The sequence below is a fragment of the Nocardia sp. NPDC050710 genome, from assembly GCF_040654375.1.
In the GTDB taxonomy this organism is placed as follows: domain Bacteria; phylum Actinomycetota; class Actinomycetes; order Mycobacteriales; family Mycobacteriaceae; genus Nocardia.
Genome location: NZ_JBFAHV010000027.1, coordinates 71,223 through 94,088, shown reverse-complemented (window position 1 = coordinate 94,088; position 22,866 = coordinate 71,223). Strand labels below are relative to the sequence as shown.

The 22,866-nt window shown below is 65.7% G+C and carries 16 protein-coding genes; 7 read left to right on the top strand and 9 right to left on the bottom strand.

All coding sequences use genetic code 11. The features are described 5' to 3' along the window. Positions 1 to 4 precede the first annotated feature (4 nt). The 4 genes from AB0H61_RS33095 to AB0H61_RS33080 form a co-directional block, all read right to left on the bottom strand. A complete protein-coding gene (locus AB0H61_RS33095) occupies positions 5 to 265 on the bottom strand; it encodes a hypothetical protein (RefSeq protein WP_357311679.1) in 261 nt (86 codons plus the stop codon). A gap of 377 nt (positions 266 to 642) precedes the next feature. Then, positions 643 to 1,752 carry a BTAD domain-containing putative transcriptional regulator gene (locus tag AB0H61_RS33090; RefSeq protein WP_357311678.1) on the bottom strand — a complete coding sequence of 370 codons (1,110 nt, stop codon included), beginning with the start codon at positions 1,750 to 1,752 and terminating at the stop codon, positions 643 to 645. Positions 1,753 to 2,411: 659 nt separating this feature from the next. After that, positions 2,412 to 3,005, bottom strand: a complete 594-nt coding sequence (locus tag AB0H61_RS33085; RefSeq protein ID WP_357311702.1) for a hypothetical protein — start codon at positions 3,003 to 3,005, stop codon at positions 2,412 to 2,414. Then, complete coding sequence (locus AB0H61_RS33080) at positions 2,900 to 3,163, bottom strand: transposase (RefSeq protein WP_357311700.1); 264 nt, start codon at positions 3,161 to 3,163, stop codon at positions 2,900 to 2,902. Before AB0H61_RS33080 ends, AB0H61_RS33085 begins: the two co-directional genes overlap by 106 nt. A 200-nt stretch (positions 3,164 to 3,363) precedes the next feature. Between AB0H61_RS33080 and AB0H61_RS33075 the strand changes: the two genes are divergently transcribed. Then, positions 3,364 to 3,816 carry a hypothetical protein gene (locus AB0H61_RS33075; protein ID WP_357311677.1) on the top strand — a complete coding sequence of 151 codons (453 nt, stop codon included), beginning with the start codon at positions 3,364 to 3,366 and terminating at the stop codon, positions 3,814 to 3,816. A gap of 153 nt (positions 3,817 to 3,969) precedes the next feature. Here the strand turns inward: AB0H61_RS33075 and AB0H61_RS33070 are convergent, their stop codons facing one another. From AB0H61_RS33070 to AB0H61_RS33050, 5 genes are all read right to left on the bottom strand, one after another. Further along, positions 3,970 to 4,296: a GYD domain-containing protein gene (locus tag AB0H61_RS33070; RefSeq protein WP_357311676.1), complete on the bottom strand. Its 327-nt coding sequence runs from the start codon at positions 4,294 to 4,296 to the stop codon at positions 3,970 to 3,972. 344 nt (positions 4,297 to 4,640) lie between these two features. Further along, a complete protein-coding gene (locus tag AB0H61_RS33065; protein WP_357311699.1) occupies positions 4,641 to 7,673 on the bottom strand; it encodes a glycoside hydrolase family 38 C-terminal domain-containing protein in 3,033 nt (1,010 codons plus the stop codon). A 329-nt stretch (positions 7,674 to 8,002) separates the two neighbouring features. Next, complete coding sequence (locus AB0H61_RS33060; RefSeq protein ID WP_357311675.1) at positions 8,003 to 9,520, bottom strand: FAD-dependent oxidoreductase; 1,518 nt, start codon at positions 9,518 to 9,520, stop codon at positions 8,003 to 8,005. 282 nt (positions 9,521 to 9,802) lie between these two features. Then, positions 9,803 to 12,376, bottom strand: coding sequence for a tetratricopeptide repeat protein (locus tag AB0H61_RS33055; protein ID WP_357311674.1), 2,574 nt, complete (start codon positions 12,374 to 12,376; stop codon positions 9,803 to 9,805). Between the two features lie 6 nt (positions 12,377 to 12,382). Next, positions 12,383 to 12,769 (bottom strand): hypothetical protein, encoded by a 387-nt coding sequence (locus AB0H61_RS33050; protein WP_357311673.1) that lies wholly within the window; start codon positions 12,767 to 12,769, stop codon positions 12,383 to 12,385. Positions 12,770 to 13,623: 854 nt separating this feature from the next. Here AB0H61_RS33050 and AB0H61_RS33045 point away from each other — a divergent pair. The 6 genes from AB0H61_RS33045 to AB0H61_RS33020 all read left to right on the top strand — a co-directional run. Further along, positions 13,624 to 15,783, top strand: coding sequence for an MMPL family transporter (locus tag AB0H61_RS33045; protein WP_357311672.1), 2,160 nt, complete (start codon positions 13,624 to 13,626; stop codon positions 15,781 to 15,783). Positions 15,784 to 15,871: 88 nt separating this feature from the next. Continuing rightward, entirely contained in the window at positions 15,872 to 16,141 is a 270-nt protein-coding gene (locus tag AB0H61_RS33040; protein WP_357311671.1) for a metal-sensitive transcriptional regulator, read from the top strand. Positions 16,142 to 16,181: 40 nt separating this feature from the next. Continuing rightward, entirely contained in the window at positions 16,182 to 16,424 is a 243-nt protein-coding gene (locus AB0H61_RS33035; protein WP_357311670.1) for a DUF2892 domain-containing protein, read from the top strand. Positions 16,425 to 16,671: 247 nt separating this feature from the next. After that, complete coding sequence (locus AB0H61_RS33030) at positions 16,672 to 20,172, top strand: protein kinase (protein WP_357311669.1); 3,501 nt, start codon at positions 16,672 to 16,674, stop codon at positions 20,170 to 20,172. Positions 20,173 to 20,273: 101 nt separating this feature from the next. Then, positions 20,274 to 20,609, top strand: a complete 336-nt coding sequence (locus AB0H61_RS33025) for a hypothetical protein (RefSeq protein WP_357311668.1) — start codon at positions 20,274 to 20,276, stop codon at positions 20,607 to 20,609. 268 nt (positions 20,610 to 20,877) lie between these two features. Next, a partial coding sequence (locus AB0H61_RS33020; protein ID WP_357311667.1) for a TIR domain-containing protein occupies positions 20,878 to 22,866 on the top strand: 1,989 nt, incomplete at its 3' end.

The following is a 22,866-nucleotide window of genomic DNA, read 5'->3' as shown; positions in this document are numbered from 1 at the left end:
TCCGTCAGGCCTCGTGGTCGCCGCTGTGCTCGTCCATCAGGACCTTGCCGTCATGGCGGACGATGCTGATCCGAATGCTGCCGTCGTGGAATTCGTGCCGAATCCGGCGGCAGCCACAGTCGTAACGCAGATCGTCAATGGCCAAGCCCGCTTCGTCGTCTTCGCGGTGGCGAGCCCCGCCCCTCAGTTTCCCGCATGGGGCGCGTTCCCTGCTGAACTGTTCGGTGGTGCTGAGCATCTCCACCTCCCGGCGAACCGGTGGCATACCTTACTGATAGGTATAGACACATAAGGGTACGCGGTTTGCGCCGAGGTCGCAGGAGGCGTTCTGGTCTGCCACCGATACCGGGCCGGTGATGCGCCTCGAGGTTCCCGACAAAACATCGAGGTCCTCGACGCGCTCGCAGCCGGGGTGGACTCCTCGATCGGCAGAGACCGGCGTTGACCGCGTTGCGCACAAGCCAGCTGGCCGCAGCCGCTGGGGTGAACACCCGGACATTGCGTGACGACGAACGCCGCGGGCCACCAGGGCGAAGGACCCCGACGATCGTCCACCGAGTTGTCGCGCCCTCGCCGAGGCCGCCCGACAAGCCCTGGGCTCGGCCGCGCCCGCCAAGCCACCGATGCGACCGGGACAGCAGATCAGGTTTCTTCGAAAATCATTGTTGTCGAACCGATCCGGATCACGGTGCCGGTCGACAGCGGGGTGGTGATCTCGATGAGTACGCAGTCGACGTAGACACCGTTGCTCGAGTGCAGGTCCCTGATCGCCAGGCCTTCCCGTTTGGGGATGATCTGCGCGTGGCGGCGGCTGACCTTCGGATCGTCCAACATCAGCTCGTTGTCGGAACTGCGCCCGATCCTCAACCCCTTCGGTGGGACCGCGACGATACGGCCGTCGTCGAACCGCAGCCGCCCACTGCGGTAGGTCCTCGGGATCGCCACGGTGGTGAGCAACGTCTTGGCCTGCATCGTGGCGGCTGGCTCCGATCCAAGTATCGGTTCCTGCTGCCGCACCTGTTGCTCCAGCCGGACGAGCTCCGCACACGGGTCGATTCCCAATTCGTCGGCCAGGATCGCCCGCACCCTGCGGCATACCTCCAACGCATCGCGCTGTCGGCCCGACAGGTACAGCGCGGTGATCAGTTGCCCCCACAATGGCTCCCGATATGGATGTTCGCCGGTCAGCGTGCGTAGTTCGCCGACGACGTCGGAGGCCTTGCCGCACAGCAGATCTGCACTGATCCGTTCCGACACCGTGGTGAGGCGTTCCTCCTCCATCGCGGTCGAGAAATCGTCGGCGTATCGGATGCCGCCCAGATCAGCCAACGCCGTGCCGCTCCATTGGTCGAGCGCGCGCTGGAAGTGCGCAGCCGCGGCGGCCGGGTCGCCTGATTTTCTGGTCGTTTTGCCTGCCTGACGGGCCGATGCGTATCGTCCGACGTCGCATTCGGCATCGGAGATGTCGAGGCGGTAACCGGGGGCAACGGTGCGCAGGATGGCGGGGTCGGCCCCGGCCGACTCCAAGCGGTTGCGCAGTCTGGCGACGAACACCTGCAGACTATTGATGTACGCCTTGGGCGGTTCCTCATCCCAAACCGCATTCGCCAAGGCTTCCATCGACACCACTTGCTGCCGATTGATGGCCAGCACCGCAAGCATGGCCCGTGGTTTGGGACCGCCTACCGGCAGCTCCTGCGCATCGACCAGCAGGTGCACGGGTCCGAGGACACGCACGTCAATCTGCCGCACGGTTACCTCCACCTCGACCTCGTCGGTGCCGGGCACCACACGGGTCGATGCTGCAACCAGCCTCGCTGTTTCGCTGAATGTATCCAGATGCAGCCAGATCAGCCGCTGTAATAACTGTGGCGAACAAGGTTACTCCTGTTCAAGGACGAGTCCTGACAACGGCCGATCGAACGGCTTTGTCGTGCCAGGTCTGATGTTGATGTCCCAGAGCGGCCAAAGGCTGTCCAGCACAGCGGGGGTTGCACCGGAGTGGCTTGGTAACGCGGCGCCGTCCGTATTCGCAACAGGCCACCTTGAACATGACCCAAGGATGGGATCGGCCGCTGATCACCGGCTAACAGAACACTTACAACCCCGAAACGAGCCGGAGGTGATCACCATCCACACCGACCTAGTGGTGGTCACCGTCGCCGGGCTCGATCGTGCGCAAAGCGACGTTCTTCGGCGGGGCGGAGCACACCGAACCGGTCCCGCTCATGGCGAGCGGGACCGGTTCAGTCGGGCGACGGGCGGTCGCTCGGGCAGGTTGGCGTAGCCCGCTTCGCGGGTTACCACGGTCGGATCGCAGTCGCACTGCGAAGCCGTTGTGGAGGCCACCGGATCATCGACGGAGACCAGGCGCCGACAATCCGGGATGCTCCAGGGTTTCTGAGGGCACGTCAGGCCACGTCAGCGATGACCGCCGCCGTGATCCAACCGCTGTAGCGGTCGTCGAAGTTCTTGTCCGCGTACTCGCATTCGACCTTGTAGACCACCGTCCGGCCGGACACGCTGACGATATCGACGTCGGCTTCGATGACACCGATCGGCCGCTGGACAGCCGAAGCCCCACCGAAATCGAGCCTGAAGCCGTTGAGAACGACGTCCGCGCGGCGCACCGTCGCGGGGAACTCCACCGAGCCCCGGATGCTGCGACGCCCGGTGCCCAACGGAATTGTCACCGTTTCGCGCTTGAAATGAGTTGCCATGTTTTTCACCTCCTTCCAGGTCCCCCTTCTGGGGCTCGTGGGGATCGGAACCGTTTCCTGGTTCGCGGTTCGTCTCCGTCTTTGAACGTGATTCGAGGATCGGATGGCCCGCTGATCACCTGATGGCAAAACCCTTGCAACCCAGAACGAGCTGTGCACGACAGGGGAGTGATTACCATTCACACCGACCTGGTCGTGGCGGTCACAGTCGCCGGGCTCGACCGGAAACCCGAGTTGGACCACGGCCATAATGTGCGGCACCCGGTTGATCTTGCGGGTTCCCACGCGGGAACCGATGTCGTTGCCTGCTCACCGGAGGACGCGTCCCGGGGCGCGGTGCAGTTCCAGGATGCGAACCGGTCCCGGTTCCCGAATCGGTGGATGTCGCCGGTGTCCGCCAAAAGCCTTGCCACCGAGCAAGGTCCGATGCCGTGCAGGCCCATCAATGTCGAGCCGCGGTCGGTCACCAGATGCCGCAACTCCTAGTCCGCGGCTGTTGGCGAAGTGACCGCAGCGACCTACAGGGCACTCGGGCCCGTCCTCGGGAGTGGCTTTTGTCGCGAGATCGGCAAACGGACCACGGTCGTGATCGACGGCCCGACAATCGGTACCGACCCCGCGGGCGCCGAGATCGTCGATGCCGGTGGCCGGTGCTCGTGCCGGGTTCATCGATGCGCATGTGCACCCGGACGGTCCCGAGACACTGGATCTGCTTGCGACCCATGGTGTTACAACAGCGCTCGACATGGCTACGCTGCGACCGGAATTGGTGGCTTCGCTGCGGGGGCTGCCTGACACGGCGACCATGCGCAGCGCTGGTACACCGATCATCGGCTCGGCCGGTCTGCAGGCGTGGGTTCCGGGTATGGCCGCTCTCGCGGTCATCCATGGCCCCGAAGAAGCCGAGGCGATGGCGGCACAGCGCATCGCCGACGGCTCGGACGACTGGAGGCGCCGGGGGAAGGCCCTCAACGCGGCCACCATGCTGCCCGCCATTTCGGGCTTGCGGATCGGGGCACGATCACACCCGGCATGCGCGCTGATCTCGTACTGCTCGACGGGAACCCTGTCGCCGACATCCGCGCAACCCGAATGATCCGCGGAGTCTGGTGCGGCGGTATCGACATGCCTTCGCCACCCGAAACGCTGACACCGAACCTCACCCAGGTCACCGCCTCGGCCTACAGGCCCAGCTCGGCATGGCCGTCCGTCCGGACGTCCGGACGGACGGACGGACGGACGGAAAATGCTAGGACAGCTGCGCTGGCGGCCGATACGTGACCTCCCGAGCGACGGCTTCGTCGATCTGCTCAGGGGTCAGCAGCACCACAGTATGCGAGAACGCCGCACCGGAAGCAGCGGTGCGAATGGCGAGTGCCGCGGCCGAAACCTCGTCCGGGACATCACCGACCACGAAAAGATCGTCCTCACCGAAAGCGAAATAGCAGACGTCCACATGGCCGCCCACACTCTCGACCATTTCCGTGATGGCCGCTCGCCGGGCGCTACCGCCCTGCGCGAGCAGACCGCTCGCCCCCTCCGGTGAGTAGCTGACCCGCCACAGGTACTTCGCCATTTCCAGTCGCCTCCTTCTCGCGGAACGATCCCGGCGAGACCGACCATACGGTCTCGCCAACCGCCGAGCGGCACCCTTGGAGTGAAGTCGTAGCAATGATGCAGCAACGTGACAGTGGCGATGCCACTGGTAGCCAGCGACCAACGCCTCGCCCCACAGACCTCGGCCGGTCTCGGTGCCGATCGCAGGGTTCGGCCTGCACCCCTATCGCCGCCGTTCAGAGACGAGGGGCTCAACATCACCGCGGTGTCCTACGACGGGCTGATGAATCTCGGTTTCGCGGCGAGCCGGACCGCCTCGCCACGCAGACGGTCTGCCCGACCACTACAAGACCGCAGGGCTGTTCACCCGGCAGTACATTCGGGGGAACGGGTGAATCGGAGGGTGAGGAGCTGGAAAGGCCGCAGCCGCAGGCGAACTCCCATACCCTGCGGGATCGCGGAGGTATCCCCCGGCAGCGGCCGTTCCAGCAGATCGCAGACCTGGAACCCGGCAATACCGAAGCCGGCGACTACCTGCGCCGAAGCTCGACCACCGTGCGCTTCGTAGACTCGGAGCACGACGTCGCCACTGCCATCGTCGGCGAGTTTGACAGAGCTGGTCACCACGGCGTCGTTGTCGATGGTGAACAGCGGCTCGACGGGTTCGGCGACACCGGGTGTCGACCGCGGGAGGTTTATCCGATAGCCCGCAAGCACCGCATCCCGTATCGAGGCGCTCGGGATCAGCGAGTGCCGGAAGTAGTGTGAGCCGTGGTCGGTGTCCGGATCGGGAAATCGCGGTGCCCGCAACAGCGAAACCCGCAGGGTGGTCGTTGTCCCGCCGTCGGCTCGGACCGTGCGGGTGACGTCGTGGCCGTAGGTGGAATCATTGACGAGCGCCACACCCCAACCCGGCTCGGCGAAGTGGACGAACCGGTGGTTGCAGGCTTCGAACTTCGCGTACTCCCAGCTGGTATTGGTGTGAGTAGGCCGGAACAGATGCCCGAACTGGGTCTCGGAGGCATAGCGGTCGGCGTGTATGTCCAGGGGGAAGGCCAGTTTGAGGAACTTCTCGGTTTCGTACCAGTCGACCCTGGTATCGATATCCAGGCCTCGTGCGCCCGCCCGCAGCACCAGGGTCTGCTCGACCGTGGAGGACCCGAACGAGCGGCGGACCCGCACTACGGCCGCGGTCGGCGAATCCTGTTCCGCCGCAACGAGGTCGGCTTCGGTGAGGTTGGTGACCCGGTTCCGATAGAAGAGGTCGACATCCCAAGCGTCCCAGGCGTTCGGGTAATCCGGGTGCAGTTGCAGCAGGTTCGCGGCCGCATCCGGCGGCAGTGTCTCGCGCTGATGCTCGAGGTCGAACACCGACACGACGAGGCCGCGTGCGTCCACGTCCACCCGCAACAGACCGTTGTCGAGGACGAACCCGCCGCCGGAGCGCTCGGCCACCGAGCACGGACGCCCCGGCTCCACCGGAGCCGCCGCACCGGCCGGAACCGATTGCCACGTGTGCGGCGCCGGGTTGAAGATATTCGCTCCCGCCCGCTCACCGCCGAGCACCCACTGGGCACGCTCGATGATCGTGGTCAGCTCCTCGGCCACCACCGCGTAGGTCTGCTCCGCTTCGCGGTGCACCCATGCGATCGATGATCCCGGCAGAATGTCATGAAACTGGTACAGCAGCACCGTCTTCCAGATCCGGTCCAGCGCCGCGTAGGGGTATTCGAGGTTCTTCCGCACCGCCGCCGTGGTACACCACAGCTCGGCTTCCCGCAGCAGGTGCTCGCTGCGCCGGTTGCCCTGTTTGGTCTTGGCCTGACTGGTCAGCGTGGCGCGGTGCAATTCCAGGTACAACTCCCCCACCCACACCGGCGGATTCTGATACTCGGCCTCGGCCTTGGCGAAGAAGTCGGCTGGGGTATCCCACACCACCTTCGGCGAGCCTTCGAGGTTCTTCATCCTGGCGGCCTTCGCGACCATCTCCCGCGTCGTCCCGCCGCCGCCGTCGCCCCAGCCGGTCGGTGCCAATGACATCGATGCCCGGCCCTTGTCCTTGAAATTCCTTGCAGCGTGTGCGATCTCGCGGCCGTGCATCGAGCAGTTGTAGGTGTCGACCGGCGGAAAGTGAGTGAAGATCCGGGTTCCGTCGATGCCCTCCCACAGGAATGTGTGGTGTGGAAACTGGTTGCTCTGGTTCCAGGAGAGCTTTTGCGTCAGTAGCCATTTGGCCCCGGCGGCCTTGATGATCTGCGGCATCCCGGCGGCGAATCCGAATGTGTCGGGCAGCCATGCCTCCTGGCTCTCGATACCGAACTCCTCCAGGAAGAACCGCTTGCCGTGCACGAACTGCCGCGCCATCGCCTCGGAGCCCGGCATATTCGTATCCGACTCCACCCACATGCCGCCGGTCGGCACGAACCGTCCCTCCGACACCGCCTGCTTGATCCGCTCGTAGACCTCGGGGCGGTGCCGCTTGAGGTAGTCGTAGTGCGCGGCTTGGGACATCGCGAAGATGAACTCGGGCTCCTCGGCCAGCAACGCGGTCATGTTGGCGGTGGTGCGTGCAACCTTGCGCACCGTCTCGCGCAGTGGCCACAGCCACGCCGAGTCGATGTGTCCGTGCCCCACCGCCGAAATGGTGTGCGCGGACGGTACCGCCGGCGCGGTAAGCACGTCGACCAAGCATGCGCGGGCCGCCGCGGCGGTGGCATTCACATTCTGCGGATCGACGGCGTCGATCGCGCGCTCGATCGCGCGCACGATGTCGTAGCGACGGGCGGGATCCTCGGGCATCTCGTGCATCAGCTCGCCGAGCACGTCCAGATCCTGCACCAGCTGCCAGACCTCGTCGTCGAAGACCGCCAGGTCCAGTCGGCCCAGCCGGTACTGCGGCTCGGCACCGGCGGTGGACTTGTCGCCGAGAATGGTCGGCGCGAAGAATGGAATGATCGGATTCGATGCCGCCTCGACGTGCAACACCACATGCTCGCCGCCGACCGCCGGGGACGCCACGCGCACCCACTGGCTACGCGGGTGCAGGCCCTTGACCGGCGATCCGTCCGACCGATAGACCAGCCCCTCGCACTGGAACCCCGTCATATTCTGGTCGAAGCCGAGGTCGATGATCGCCTCGACGGTTTTACCGGCCCACGCGTCAGGCACCGTCCCCTCGACCGTGAGCCAACTGGTCCCCCACGGTGCGCCCCACCTCGCGCCGGATTCGATGGGCGTTCCGGGCGCGGCCAAGCCCTCGGCCACCGGCACCGGCTCATCCGGCGCAACCCAGATGGACGCCTTCAGCGGCACTGACTCCGGGTAGATCGCCGGGGTGATCCGCTCCGCGAGGACCCGCCCGAGACGGTTCTCGACCAACCGACGGTCATCGTGCATAGCGGTGGCTCCCATCGGACCAGCACCTGATCAACGGACCACCCCCATTCTCCGACAGCGCGGTGAATTCTCCGGCACACCGGCCCGGGTTGCGTGTTCTCCGCCGCGACACCAGCGGCGCGAAAGGGGCGTCAATACCTCCCGGCGCCACGTCGTCCGGAGAATGCAGGCCCTCGACCAAGGCGATCGCGAAGTCGCCGAACGAGAAGGCGCCGTGGTCACCCGCTGGCAACACGGAAAAGGGAAGGGCGACTGAGGAACCCATCCACGAGCGAGTGCTCGATACGGCAGATGATCCGGCGCGGGAGGTCGGTGCGGGACCGACGTCCTCAGACGCCGACGACCGGGCCGCACCGGACGTTGAATCGTTCGCGGATGGTATCGAGGGTCTGGCGGTTGTGTTCCCGGTCGCGCCGATGTGTCCGCATGAAATGCGCGGTGCTGCCCAGGCGCCGGTGTATCGGATACCACCGGTCGAAATCGAGTCCACACTGCAGGAACACCGACGGCCCGAGCGCGTCGAAAATGATGCTCAAATTGTGTAGGTGCAGCGTGAGAGCGGTGTATGCGAGTGCGGCTGCCGTCGCTGTCTTCGTCCGCAGTTCGTCCGCGTCGATGGCATACAACGGCAGCTCGCGGAGCTTGTCGCGGAACATCAGGTGGGTGAGGAAATAACCGCCGAACGAGGGGAACCCGAATGTCCCCGAGCGTGTCTGAATCGACAGCACCGAACCGCTGGGGGACACATACGGCTCATAGGGTGTGGTCGCGTGCAGCAGGTAGCCGGTACAGTTCACGATCCAGCTGCCCGCCATGGTCGTGGCGGTGTCGCCGCTGCGGAACACCAACTCGACGGCGCCGTCGCGGGCGACCGCATCCTGGAAGTGATCCATGACGACCGTGTTCAGGCCCTCCTGAATGGTCTTCTGCTCCGACTCCGATAACAGGCCCGCGAAGAAGTTAGCCGATTCCGGGGTCACGGACAGTCCGGCGGTGGCCAGCAGCCAGTCCTGGACCTCGGACTCATTGGTTCCGTCGAAATGGCGCGCGATGTCGGCGAACAGGCGGTTCGGCATGACACCGCCCCACCAGCGGCGTACCCCGGGCGGCACGATCCGCTCGCGATTCATGAAAATGGTCCCGGGCCCGGCAACGAGATTCACTTCCCGGCCCGGCGAGGTCGTGATCAGCGCCGCAGCGGTGTCCATCGCGGTTTTACCACCGCCGATAATCCACACCGGTGTGTCACTGCGGCCTATCTCGCCGCCCCGCACGTCGCAGTAATTGGGTGACACCGACCGCACTCTGCTGGTCGATACACGGAGCGGTTCCTTCGGCACGACGTTGGTCCCGAACGCTTTGATCAGCCTGGTCGCCGTGATCACCAGCGGGGCGCCGTCGGGGCCGGTGCAGGTGACGCGCACGCCGCCATCGGCTTCCTCGTGCGACTGGTAATCCCAGCCGAAGTACTCCTCGACCTGAACGCGTTGTTCGATGACCGCCAGGCAGTGCTCGAAATGCTCCAGGACCTCACTCTTCGTCGCGAGGTAGGAACGATTCTTCCGGATCGTCCACTTGATGTTGCCCGCGGTGAACAGCGGATGGGGCTGATGCAGCCGGACGTACGGATACGTGTCGACCCACATCCCGCCGGCCCGCGTGTGCCGGTCCACAAGGATGACCTTCTGATCGCGGCTCAGGTAACGGCTCGCGACGAACAAGGCATTCAGCCCGGCTATCCCGGCCCCTACGATGCACACATCGCATGTCTGTGTCTGCATCGGTTTCCTGCCGGACGATTCCATAGCAAACCCTCTGCTACCTAATACAGCTGATGCAACCACCACCGAACACGGTTGTCAACGAACGTTGAACCAGAAATTTCTTGGCGCCTCGCATGCATCCCGGTGCCGGAAACCGCTGGCGGGCCGATGGTAGGTCGCGGGATGGATCACGATCCAAATCTGCTCAGCGGCAGCCAGCACGTCCCGCGATTCCTCTCATATCGTGCAGGCCTGCTCGGCGAGCATTGGATGCGGATTATCAGGCAACCCGAGGGCGTTCATGCCCTAGCCACGCGCGAACTCCCACACTACGTCCAGCGGCTCCACCTGCCGGGTGTGCGTGGCCTAGTTTCGATCCAGTTCATGGAGAAATTCTGTGGCGCTTTCGATTTCGATGGATCCGAGTTCTCCGTAGATCGCGATGGCGGCGCGGAGATGGGTCAAGGCTCGATCGACGGCGCCGAGGCGAACATGGCTGTGGGCGGCCCATTCCAGCGCGTGGGCCTGTTCGAGTCGGTTGCCGATCTGCCTCGCGATGTCCGTCGCGCTGTCATACAACTCGAATGCTCGCTCATGATCGCCGATTTCGGTCAAGAGGCGGCCGTATCGGTTGCGGGCCTCCGCCTCTCCACCGCGATCGCCGACCTCGAGGAACAGGGCCAGTGATTCGGGGAACAATTCCGCGGCGGAGGTGAGATCGCCTGCCATCATGCGGATCCAGGCGAGGTTGACGGTGGCTGCCGCGAGGTTGCTCCGGTCGCCGACGGCACGGCAGATCTCGATGGCCTGTCGGGTCAGCTCGGAGGCGGTCGAATTGTCGCCGACCCGGTGCATGGTCCAACCCAGGTTGACCAGGGCCACGCACTCGCCGCCCATATTGCCGAGATCCCGCTGTATCGCAAGGCTTTCCCGCAACTCGTCGATGGCCGTATCGAAGTCGCCGATCCACTGCCTGACCATGCCGAGCGCGGACAGGGCCGCGGCCGTGTCACTTCGACTGCCGACGGCACGGAACGCCGCGAGTGCTTGTTCCAGATACGCTATCGCCGCCGGATAGTCCCCTCGACGTTCGCGGATCGAGCCCAGCGTCTGCGAGGAGACGGCTTCGCCCTGACGATTCTCGCTGTCGCGGTAGAGCTTCAGCGCCCGCTCCACGTAGTCCTCGCCAGCGGAGTAGTCACCTTCGCGCATCGCCAGCTGACCCAAATGCTGGAGTGCGCGCGCCTCGTTATTGCTGTTGCCGCCGTATAGTTCGAGCGCCCGCCGGGTCAGTGCGGTCGCGGTGTCGAAGTCCCCGCACCAGGCGCTGACCCCACCCAGCTCCCGCAACATGTTGGCTTGTCCGAGCTGATCACCGAGTTCGCTATAGATCGTCAAGCCTTCATCGAATACTGCGCGCGCACCGGTGAGATCTCCCGCGGAGACACGGGCGTGTCCGATATCGCTGAGTGCGGCGGCGACGCCCAGTCGATCACCGTGCCTGCGTGCGATCGTCAGGGCGCGCTCCCGCACATCCTGGGCCAGGGAGTGCGGCCCGCTGGAAAACGCTGAGATGGCGAGGATTCCGGTGAGGTCGCGGACGTGCGACGGGAGGTCGTGGGCGACTGCGTAGTCGACGTAGCTCAGCAGGTTCGCACGCTCGGTCAGCGCCCAGGCGAACGCGGTGGCACGGTCCGGAAAAGGCGGGAAATGCGGTGGTGTTCGAGGTGGATCCGGCTCGCCGTCAGCCAGGCGCCGCAGTCGATGCTCGCCGTTGCGTGCCGCACAACGGTAGTAGTCGAGCAGTCTGCCCACGGCCCGCTCCCGTTCGGCCTCCTTGTCGCGCACGGTCAGCTTGCGGGTGTATTCGCGCACCAGATCATGCAGGCGGTAGCGGCCTGGCGTGGTTTCGTCGATGAGGTGATCGGTGTAGAGGGCGTCGAGTTCCTTCCGGGCGACGCCGAGATCTAGGTCGCCGAGCGCGGCGACCGCGTACGCGTCGAAATCGAGCCCGAGGTGCAGGCCGAGGTGCCGGAACAGTCGACGCCGCGCCGGTGGTAGGTGACGGTAGGACGTCGCGAACGCCGCTTGGACGGCGCGCTCACCAGCCTCCAGTTCACCCAATCGGTCACGCGCCGAGGCGAATTCGGCGCACAGGTCGGCGACGCTCCACGCGGGCCGGTGGGCGAGGCGGCCCGCGAGCAGCACGATCGCCAGCGGCAGATATCCGCACAGCCGGACCGTTTCGCGTACCGCGGGCCGGTCGGCCTCGGCGGAATCACGGCGCGCGGTGGCATAGAACAGTTCCTCCGCGCGATCCGGAGCAAGGGTATCCAGGGGCAATGGCAACGCACTATCGAGCGCCACGAGACGACGCCGACCGGTAATGAGAGTGCAGCAGCCCGACCCTCCGGGCAACAGGGGCTCGACCTGCGCATGATGTGCCGCATCGTCCAGTACGAGCAGAACTCGCTTGTCGCGCAGCCGGTCCCGCCAGAGATCGCGCCGTCCCTCGAGGGTCTCGGGGAGATCGCGCGGATCGATACCGAGTCCGGCCAGCATGGTGGCCAGGACGTCGGCGGGGCGCGCGGGAGTTTGGCCCGGAGCGTGCGAATGCAGGTCGATGAAGTATCTGCCGTCGGGGAAGCGATCCGCGAGCAAGTGAGCGGCACGGGTCGCCAGGGCAGTTTTTCCTATCCCCGCCATTCCGTCGATGGTGTAGATCGACACGACATTGGAAGGCTGTGCCGCACCGAGAATCCGTGACAGTTCGGTCTCGCGGCCGACGAACAACTCGATATCCCGTGGCAGGGTGTCGGTCGCCACCGGCCGCTGCCGGGGCGCCTCCTGCCGGATCGACAGGTCGATCGTGCCTTTGTTGTCACCACCGACGAGCACCTGCCTCGCGTGCCCCTCGGCGGATGCGTTCATATCGGACATCGGCGGCTACATGGTGATCGGACCGCTGTTGTCACCGCGAACGTTGACCTGCTTGGCATGGTCGAATGCCTGTGCCACGAAGTTGTCCACACCGGGATCCCGGCGCGCCGACATGACCAGCCGTGCCAGCTCGGCGCCGAATGCGCTATCCGCGGTGGCAGCCGCGGCGACGCGCGCGGCGACATTTGCCTGCAGGTCCGAGGTCGGGTTCTCCTGCAGATTCGCTATGGCGGTCTCGCCATCCTCGTCGCCGCGGAACCGTCCGGCGAGGAGCTCACGAATCCGCCGGGTCGCGGCCCACGCGCTACCACTGGCCTCCTGCGCCAAACCCTCCCCGAATTTCGATGCCAGCAATGCCGCGACCGCTATTCCGATCGACACCGGATCAACCATGATCGCGTCCTCCTGCCGCGCAGATGATGCACACAGCCTAGCCACTGCCCGCACATACCGAACTCGAACGCGCACAAGAATTCACAGAGTAACGACCAGTACGGACCGACCGGGAGGTCATCATCGGCAGCGCCGCGCGGACAATCACCGTCCGATAGACGTGCGAATCCGACGGCCCGGCGAAACCGCGTCCCGACGACACGGTCCCGGCAAGTCCGGAACATCGGCGATCACCCTCGAATGGGAGGAGCGCCGCTCGTCGCACGAGCGACCCCATTCCGGCTCGGCGACCTCAGATGCAGAAGCTGAGAACTACCGATCCCGCTGGGATGTTGAGGCAGAGCACTACCGAACCCGCGGGGGTCGGGGCGGGCGCCGGACCGGCCGACGCGGTGGGAGCGGCAATTGTGCAGACCGACAGGGGTATGACGATCGCGGCGAGGGCCGCGGCACACTTGGTAAACATTGTGATATTCCCTTGCTGAGCGACTACTACCGATACCGGAGTGATCTCCTCCGTAAAGCAGCGACTTGGATCTATAAATCGTCCGCCGGTCGAGGAGTCTCGCGACAGGGCTTACCGGCATTTGGGGAGATGTCGCGGGGAATTTCTCGAAATAAAATACCCGGGATTATCGATAGCGTTCAATACGATGACGTCCGACATCATTCCTGCGCGAGTTCGAACCGAAAGTAGTGAAATATTGAATTAAAGCCCCCGCGCCGCCCCGGCCACCCGAGTTGTCCCACGGCGGCGGTGGCGCGTGCTGTGCCGGATGCCACCCTTCCCATCAGATACCCCTGGGGGTATCTTGGATCAGGAGATATACCCCTGGGGGTATGGAGGAGAAGTGATGACCGACTCTCTGGCTGTCTCCCCGGCTCGCGACACCGCACCGCCGGACCGATCCGGCGGGGTGCTGGGCAGGCTCGGAACGCTGATGGCTGGACGTGCCCGGTTCGTATTCGGTGCCTGGCTACTGGTGCTGATCGCGCTCGGGGCCGCCGCGCCCAGCGTGTTCACCTCGCTCGCGGGGGCCGGGTGGCAGGCCAGCGGGTCGGAATCGGTGCGGGTGCGTGAGCTGGCGCAGCAGCACTTCGGCGGGAACTCCTCGGCGGCGGTACAGGTGGTGGTCCATTCCGACACCGCGACCATCGAGAGTCCACAGGTGCAGCGGGTACTCGGCGAGATCGGCGATGTCCTGTCCGGCGATATGCGCTTCGGCGAGATGATTCCACCGCAGCCTGGGATGTCGATCAGCCCGGACGGGCATACCGGCATTCTCATCGCGGGCGCGAGCGCCTCCACCGACGATATGGTCAAGGCCGTCGATGAGCACAAGGACGCGCTGACCGCCTTGTCCGGCAATGGGATCGAGGTCTACCCCACCGGAGCTTCGGCGCTGTGGAGCGACTTCAACAAGGCCAACCACGACGCCATGCTCGAGGCCGAAATGTTCTCCTGGCCGGTGACATTGGCGATCATGGTGCTCGCATTCGGGTCGCTCGTCGCCGCCGGACTGCCGCTGCTGCTCACCCTGGCCGGTTTGGTGGCCTCGGCCGGTGGCCTGGTGCTACTGAACCAGATCACCCCGATCTCGGTGTGGGCCATGAACTTCGCGATGATGTTCGCCTTGGCGCTCGGTATCGACTACGCCCTGTTCATCGTCGCCCGCTTCCGTGACGCACTCACCACCGCACCCAATGCCAGGGTGGTGGTCGCGGAAACGATGGACACCGCGGGCAAGGCCGTCGCGCTTTCCGGACTGACGGTCCTGGTGAGCTTGTCAGCGGTGCTGATCGTTCCGGCGCCCGCGGTGCGGACCATGGCGGTCGGAATAATGTTCGCCGCCGCCTTCGTGCTCCTGGCCACCATGACCCTGCTGCCCGCGGCGCTGGGAGCGTTGGGCGGCAAGATCAATGCCGGTTCGCTGCCGCACGCCAAGCGACAGCAGCATCGTTCACCGCGATTCGCGGCGTGGGGCAAACTGTTGCACGAGCATCCGTGGCCGTTCGCGATCGGCGCGGTAGTCGTGTTGATCGCCCTGTCGGTCCCGGTATTCGGCCTGAAGGTGGCCATGCCCTCGATCCAGGTCGTCCCGGCCGACGCACCGGTGCGCCAAGGCTACGACCTGGTCCAGGTGCAGATGGGCAAGGGCGCACCGGGCATGTTGCAGATCATCGCCCCGGCCGACGAGTCCGCGCGGGTCGCCGACGCCGCTCAGTCGGTCGACGGCATCGAGATGGTCACCCCACCCCGGCCCGCCCTCGACGACAGCGGTCTGGTGATGATGCAGGCCCGGCCCGACGTCGATCCCTCCGATCCGCGGATGGGCGAAATCCTCGACGGCTTGCGCGACCAACTACCCGCGGCCGCCATGGTCGGCGGCGCACCCGCTGAAAACCTCGACCTGCAGCAAGCCCTCGACGACTACTTCCCGATCATCGTGGCCGTCATCCTCGTCCTCGGATTCGCGCTGCTGCTGATCGCGCTGCAGGCGCCGCTGATCGCCGCACTCGGCACCGTGGTCAGCCTGCTGTCGACCGCCGCCGCCTTCGGCGTCGCGAAGTTGATCTTCCAGGACGGACACGGTGCGGGCCTGCTCGGCTTCACCCCGCAGGGGTTCCTCGACGGATGGGGACCGGTCTTCTTCTTCGCGATGATCTTCGCGATCGCCATGGACTACACGGTGTTCCTACTGGCCACCGCCAAGGAGCACTACGAGCGCTCCGGCGACCCGAAGACCGCGCAGATCGATGGTCTCGCCCACTCCGGACGGGTGATCCTCGCCGCCGGGGCGGTCATGGTCGCGGTGTTCTTCACCTTCGCGCTGGCCGAGCCGCTGCCTCCGAAGGAGATGGGGATCATCCTCGGCGTCGCGGTCCTGCTCGACGCGGCCGCGGTGCGGCTGGTACTGCTGCCGGTGCTGTTGCGATTGACCGGACATGGAGCCTGGTGGTCACCGGTTCGGCTACGAAAACTCCTGCCGTCGATCAGCTTCGCCCACCACTGAGAACACATCCTCGGGCGCGGCGCGCGCCGTGCCCGAGGATACCCCCAGGGGTATTCTGGAGTGAGGTATTCGACGAAAGGAACAGATCATGGTCGGCAACGAAGAGACTATCGCCCTGGTACTCAACCGCCTGCGCCGCGCGCACGGCCAGCTCGCGGGGGTCATCTCCATGATCGAACAGGGCCGCGACTGCAAGGACGTCGTCACCCAACTCGCCGCCGTCTCCCGTGCACTCGACCGGGCCGGATTCAAGATCGTCGCCACCGGACTGCGCGAATGCCTCACCGGAGACACCGCTGACGGCTCCGAACCGATGACCGAAGCCGAACTCGAGAAACTCTTCCTCGCCCTCGCCTGACCGAAAGCGAAGGCACCGAACATGATTGGATGACCCACAGATGCCGCAACTCCCCCGACATCACGGCTGGACCATCGCGCGAGTCGTGCCGCTACTGGCGGGCCTTTTCGTGCTGATCAGCACTGCGCTCGCCGCGGCGGTCTCGCCATGGTGGCTGATACTCACCGGGTTCGTCGGCGCAAACCTGCTGCTCTACAGCGCCGTCGGCTGGTGCCCGGCAACGCTGCTGCTCCAGCGATTCGGCGTCCCCGCCGCGACCAGATGCGCGACGCCACGGACCTGATTCCGAGTCTGCCGCCGATCCATCTTCTGCACGGCTCCCCCAACCGTCGGCTCCGGCGCCGCCTGACGGATCACTTCGAGTACGCGCATCGGGTGGCACGCACACCGACGAGATCAAGTGCCACCCGGTTGCTGGCAGCCGCCGTATGCTGGACCCAGGAACGGCGTCTGTGTCAAGGACGATCGCATGATTACTGCACTGACAGCAGGTCCGCGGCTCGACGAACGCCCTGCCACGCGGCTGTGGCGTGGCGTTTCCAGCGGCCGATGCCGACACGTCGAAGGCGGCTGAGGTGATGTCGCTCGACGAGGACTCGGCAAGCACCCAGCGACGCCCGGCGCTCGGGATCGAAGCAGAACTGGAAGCCGAAGGATTCGAACACGCCGAACTCATCGGCCAGGGCGGCTTCGGCGCCGTGTACCGCTGCGTCGAGCGGGCCTTGGAACGACAGGTCGCCGTCAAAGTGCTCCGGGTCGAATCCGGTACCGCCGATCTGGCGCGGTTCCTGCGCGAACAACGCACCATGGGCAAGCTGTCCGGTCATCCCAATATCGTCACCGTGCTGCATGTCGACGTCACCGCGGCCGGACGCCCGTATCTGGTGATGCCCTATCACTCCCGCGGCTCGCTGCACGACGCCCTCAGCGCTTCCGGACCACTCCCCTACGCCGACGGACTCCGGTTGGGCGTCAAGCTCGCGGGCGCCCTGGAGACGGCGCATCGCAGCGGGATTCTGCACCGTGATGTCAAGCCAGGGAACGTCCTCATCTCCGACTACGGTGACCCGGAGCTGTGCGATTTCGGCATCGCACATATCACCGGCGGATTCGAGACCGGCACCGGCGAAGTGACCGGCTCACCGGCCTTCACCGCACCCGAGGTATTGGCCGGACGCCCGTCGACGGTCCGGTCGGATATCTACAGCCTCGGCGCCACCCTGTTCAGCGCCGTCAGCGGACACGCCGCGTTCGAACGGCGCGAAGGTGAAGACTTGGTGGCCCAGTTCGTACGGATCAGCCAGGAACCGCCGGAACTGCCGCCCGACCTCCCGGACGAGCTCGCCGCACTCATCGCCAACGCGATGGCACGACGGCCCGAAGAGCGACCTGCGTCAGCCGAGGAACTCGGCACATCGATCCAGCAGCTACAGCAAAACCTGGGGCTGCCGGTCGACGAGATGGGCATCCCGGTGGCCGCCGACATCTCGGCCGCACCTGTCACCCTCGGGACGCCGCCCAGGACCAGCACCGCACGGCAACGCACCGGCACCACACCGCCGACTCCGGCCACTCGATTCCGGCCGCCATATCCGGCGCAGGCACTGGTGCGGCGACCACGTCTCGTCGACATGTCACAACTACAGGATCGTAAGCGACTCACACTCATCCACGCACCGGCCGGATTCGGGAAGAGCAGTGCGGCAACACAACTGGCCGAAGATCTGATCCACAACGGCGTTCGAGTCGCGTGGCTGACGGTCGACACCGACGACAACAACGTCGTCACCTTCTGCGCCCATCTGATCGAAGCCCTGAACCGAATCGAGCCGAGCCTGGGTGCAGAGCTTCAGCTCGCACTCGAGGAAGCGGGCAGCCGCGCAACACAGTTCGTCCTGACAGCGCTGATCAACGAAATTCACGAGCGCAAACAGCAGATGGCCATCGTGGTGGATGACTGGGACCAGGTGACCAGCGACTCGACACGCGAAGCCATGCGATTCCTCCTCAACAAAGGCTGTCACCACCTGCAATGGATCGTGACCACACGAACCAAAGCGGGGCTGCCGCTCGGCACCCTTCGAGTCCGTCACGAAGTGATCGAAATCGACTCAGCCGCGCTATGTTTCAATGAGGATGAAGCAGAGGCGCTACTTGCGCAGTCCGATGGCATCAACGTGGCCGCAGCGGATGTGGCACGACTGACCGAATCCACCGAGGGCTGGGTCGCAGCGCTGCAACTCGCCTCGTTGTCGATACAGAACCAGGGCAGTTCGGCGACCCTGCTCACCGACATCTCCGGCCGCCACCAAGCTCTCGGCGAGTTCCTCGCCGAGAACGTCCTCGACGCACTCGACCCCGCGCTGGTGGAGTTCATGATGGCGACCTCGATCACCGACCGGATCTGCGGCGGTCTGGCGAACGCGCTGACCGGTGACCGCCACGGCCAAGCGACATTGGAAGCGGTCGAGGAACGGAATCTGTTCCTGCAACGTCTCGACGAGAACGGTGAATGGTACCGCTATTACCACCTGTTCGCGGACTATCTGCAGCGTCGATTGGAACGCGAACAGCCCGAACGCATTTCGGTGCTGCACCGATCGGCGGCGCACTGGTTCGCCGACCACGACATGGTCACCGACGCCGTGACCCACGCACTGGCCGCCGAGGACGGACCGTGGGCGGCGGAACTGGTGGAACGCACTGGCGCCACACTGCTGGAGCAGGGCCATATGGCGAGCATGCTCGCACTCGCGGAAAAGCTTCCCACCGACGCCGCCGCCGCACGTCCGCGTCTGCAGCTCATCATCGCGCTCACCAACCTGGGACTGCACAAGACGGCGGATGCGCGAGCGGCTCTGGACCGGGCTCGTACGACGCTCGACGGGGGGCAGTACGGCGCGGCCGAGCAGGATATGCGCGCCCATTGCGGGGTGGTCGAAGGCATCGCGAATATGCTGGCCGATCAGTCCGAAAACCTCGACGAACTGATAGCCCCCGCACTGGCCAATCCCAGCGCCTTCGCGCCGTGGTACTCGGCCGGAGCCGTGACTGTGGCATCGTTCATCGCTATCGCCCACTGCGACTACGCGGCCGCTCGAGCATGCCGCGAACGGGCTGCCGGACTCCTGGAAAGCACAGCGGGCCCGTTCACACAGGCGTACGCCTACTGTCAGAGCGGTATCGCCGCACACGAACAATTGGATATTCGTGCCACCGAGTACTACCTGCGCAAGGCGCTCCAAGTCGCGATGACGGGACGCACGACCCCGGGCGTGGCCGCTCGGCTGGCCGGCGCCCTGCTGGGCGATCTGCTGTACGAGCGAAACGAACTCGATGAGGCCGAAAGACTCTTGGATGCCGCCTTCGAAATGGGCGCGACCGCGGGCGCCGTGGACTTCCTGATCGCGCTATATGTGACAGGCGCGAAAGTCAAAGCCGCGCGGGGTAACTGGGCAGAAGCGAGGCACCGGCTGGACGCCGGGATGGACGTGGCATCCGAGCTGTCGCTTCCGCGCTTGGCGGTGAGCATCGTCGGCGAACGGATCCGTCTCGGCGACACGGCAGCGGCCGATACTTCGACATCAATGCCGGATTCGGCCCAGAGTGCCGACAACACTCGGGGAACGCGCGAACTCATTCGGGATACGATGCGCTGCAACGCGATACGTCACAGTCTTGCAGAACAGCCCGAATCGCTCGACGCCACGATCGAGGAGGCCCGATCTCATATCGCGGAGTTGGAAGGGCGGCACCGCTCTCGCGCCTTGCTCACCGCGCGGCTGCTCTTGGCCCAGTGTCTGTCGATGTCGGGTCAGGATCTGCCGGCTCGGCGCACCGTATCGGAGATCGTGGACCAATGCGCCGAACTGGGTTTGATTCGACCGATCCTCGATGCGGGGCCCCGCATCTGGAGCATCGTCGAATCGCTCGAGATCACGCCGAGAACCGGCGCGGAAGGCGCCGCCACCAGCCCCTCGAAGTCCCTCCTCGCCGCGATCACCGCAGCGCGAGCCGCCAATCCGGCGTGAGGTCACGACCACCTCACCGGCGTCCTCGTCCCCGAATCCTGAGGCAATCGAGATCCGGTCTCGAGTCTCGTACCCGCTCGTTCGGTGTAGCCGTCAGCGGGATGGCGGCTGCTGTCGTACTGGCCGCGCCTGGCGCCTCAGCCGATCTCACCAATGGCAACGTGACCGTCGCGGGCGACACCCATGTGGCGGGCCAGACGTACACGGTGTCCGCGAAAGCGATCATCGGCGGCACGTCGGTGCGGTTCATCGACCGCAAAACCCGCAGCAACATCGATATCACCGAAATCGGCATCGCTCCTGCGGGCCCCGACCTAATCGCGAGGATCAGCCGGACACCCGCGGTCACCGGATCCCGCACTGTCATCGCCGAGCAACTCAACTTCAGCGGCGGCGTGTACTCGGTCATCGGGTGGGTCGAGGTCCCCGTCAGCTGATCCCTCGCCTAAAAACGCACCGGCGCAGATCGGGTCGCGCCGGTGCGTCCAAATCCGTCCTGTTTCGGTGAATCGCGAATATCACGTCGTGACCGCGATCGATCGTCTCGCGTAGTTGGCCCGCCTCGCAGCAGAGAACCCGATCACGGCGGGCTGCGAGCTTGCCGCGAAAGCCGAGTAGCCGACTACGCGCGACGTCCGAACGCATGCGCGTAACGCTCAGACAGTCCAGTTCATGCGTCTCGACTGGGGAGCAGGGAGATATCCCATGTGTGCTCAGGCTCCGGAGATTCCGGGGCAGGCTCGCGGGGACGAGGAGTCGTTCGGCTACGACGCCTTCATTTCCTATGCCCATGAAGACCGGCCGGTCGCCGCGGGAATTCAGAAGGGTCTACATCGCATCGGCCGGCGCATGGGCCATCTGCACGCGCTGCGGGTGTTCCGCGACGCCACCGACCTCACCGCCAGCCCCGACCTGTGGGGCAGAGTTACCGAGGCGATGGATCGCGCCCGCTACCTGATCGTGGTGCTCTCCCCGCATGCGGCCGCCTCGGGCTGGGTCAATAAGGAAGTCGTTCACTGGTTGCGGCGGCGCGGACCGGGCCAGCTGCTGTTCGTGGTGGCCGCCGGGCACGTGACCTGGGACGCAGACGCCGGACGATTCGACCCGGACCGATCCGATGTGGCCCTGCCGGTGCTGACACAGCCTGGTGCCCTGGCCACCGAACCGCTCTACGTCGACGTCTCCGCGGATGCGCCGTGGGACCCGCGCGCACCGATATTCCGGGAGAAGGTCACCGACCTGGCAGCCCCGATCCACGGCAAACCCAAATACGAACTGGCCGGCGAGGATCTGCGTGAGCAACGCCGCTTCCGGCGGTTGCGGCGCACCGCCGTCGCGGGCTTGGTCCTGCTGACCGTTCTCGCGGTCGCCGCGGCAGCGATCGCGATAGCGCAACAACGGGAGTCCGAACGCCAACGCAACGAGGCGGTCGCGCTCGCCCTGACCGCGGCCGCCCGCGATGCCGCCGCCAGCAATGCCGCGGTCGGTCTCGCTCTCGCCGCCGAGAGCAGTCTGGCGACCCCGGTCCCGCTATGGCAGGCCACCAACGCATTGGTCAACGCCCGCCTCGCCTTCAGCCACCGCACCGCGCAGCAGATTCGTGCCCCACTCACCGGTCACACCGGTTCGGTGACCGCGTTGGCGTTCAACCGGGACGGCACCCAGCTGGCCTCCGCCAGCGGGGACAACACAGTGCGGTTGTGGAACCCGGACACCGGAAGACAGGTCGGCGAACCGCTCACCGGCCACACCAACGGGGTGTACTCGGTGGTGTTCAGCCCCGACGGCACCCGACTGGCCACCGCCGGCTTCGATAAGACGGTCCGCGTGTGGGACCCCGCCATCGGACGACAGGTCCGCGAACCGCTGACGGGTCACACCGACGGGGTGTACTCGGTGATGTTCAGCCCCGACGGCACCCGACTGGCCACCGCCAGCGCCGATCAGACCGTGCGATTGTGGGATCCATCGTCCGGCCGGGCCGTGGGCGAACCGCTGACCGGTCACATCGGCTGGGTGTATTCGGTGGCATTCAGCAGGGACGGCACCCGACTGGCCACCACCGGCTCGGACAACACGGTGCGCGTGTGGGATCCGGCCACCGGGCGACCGGTCGGCCAACCGCTCACCGGTCACACCGACTGGGTGTCCTCGGTGGCATTCAACCCCGACGGCACCCGACTGGCCACCGCCAGCCGGGACAACACCGTGCGGCTCTGGGACCCGGACACTGGAAGACAGGTCGGCGAACCCCTGACCGGACACACCGACGGGGTGCGCTCGGTGGCATTCAGCCCGGATGGCGCCCGACTGGCCTCCGCGAGCGCCGATCAGACTGTGCGATTGTGGGATCCATCGTCCGGCCGACCGGTGGGCGAACCACTCACCGGACACACCGATGGGCTGAACGCGGTGGCGTTCAGGCCGGACGGCACCCGACTGGCCACCGCCGGCGCCGATCAGACCGTGCGTCTGTGGGATCTATCGTCCGGCCGACCCGTGGGCGAACCGTTGACCGGTCACACCGGCTGGGTGTACTCGGTGGCATTCAGCCCCGATGGCACCCGAACGGCCTCCGCCGGCGCCGATCAGACCGTGCGTCTGTGGGACCCGGCCACCGGGCGACAGGTCGGCGAACCACTCACCGGACACACCGACTGGGTGTACTCGGTGGCATTCAACCCCGACGGCACC

Bases quoted from the DNA above. Each gene is read 5' to 3' on its own strand.
- AB0H61_RS33095 (WP_357311679.1), bottom strand. From the start codon at position 265: ATGCCACCGGTTCGCCGGGAGGTGGAGATGCTCAGCACCACCGAACAG.
- AB0H61_RS33080 (WP_357311700.1), bottom strand. From the start codon at position 3,163: ATGGGCCTGCACGGCATCGGACCTTGCTCGGTGGCAAGGCTTTTGGCG.
- AB0H61_RS33070 (WP_357311676.1), bottom strand. From the start codon at position 4,296: ATGGCGAAGTACCTGTGGCGGGTCAGCTACTCACCGGAGGGGGCGAGC.
- AB0H61_RS33065 (WP_357311699.1), bottom strand. From the start codon at position 7,673: ATGCACGATGACCGTCGGTTGGTCGAGAACCGTCTCGGGCGGGTCCTC.
- AB0H61_RS33055 (WP_357311674.1), bottom strand. From the start codon at position 12,376: ATGTCCGATATGAACGCATCCGCCGAGGGGCACGCGAGGCAGGTGCTC.
- AB0H61_RS33050 (WP_357311673.1), bottom strand. From the start codon at position 12,769: ATGGTTGATCCGGTGTCGATCGGAATAGCGGTCGCGGCATTGCTGGCA.
- AB0H61_RS33045 (WP_357311672.1), top strand. From the start codon at position 13,624: ATGACCGACTCTCTGGCTGTCTCCCCGGCTCGCGACACCGCACCGCCG.
- AB0H61_RS33040 (WP_357311671.1), top strand. From the start codon at position 15,872: ATGGTCGGCAACGAAGAGACTATCGCCCTGGTACTCAACCGCCTGCGC.
- AB0H61_RS33035 (WP_357311670.1), top strand. From the start codon at position 16,182: ATGCCGCAACTCCCCCGACATCACGGCTGGACCATCGCGCGAGTCGTG.
- AB0H61_RS33025 (WP_357311668.1), top strand. From the start codon at position 20,274: ATGGCGGCTGCTGTCGTACTGGCCGCGCCTGGCGCCTCAGCCGATCTC.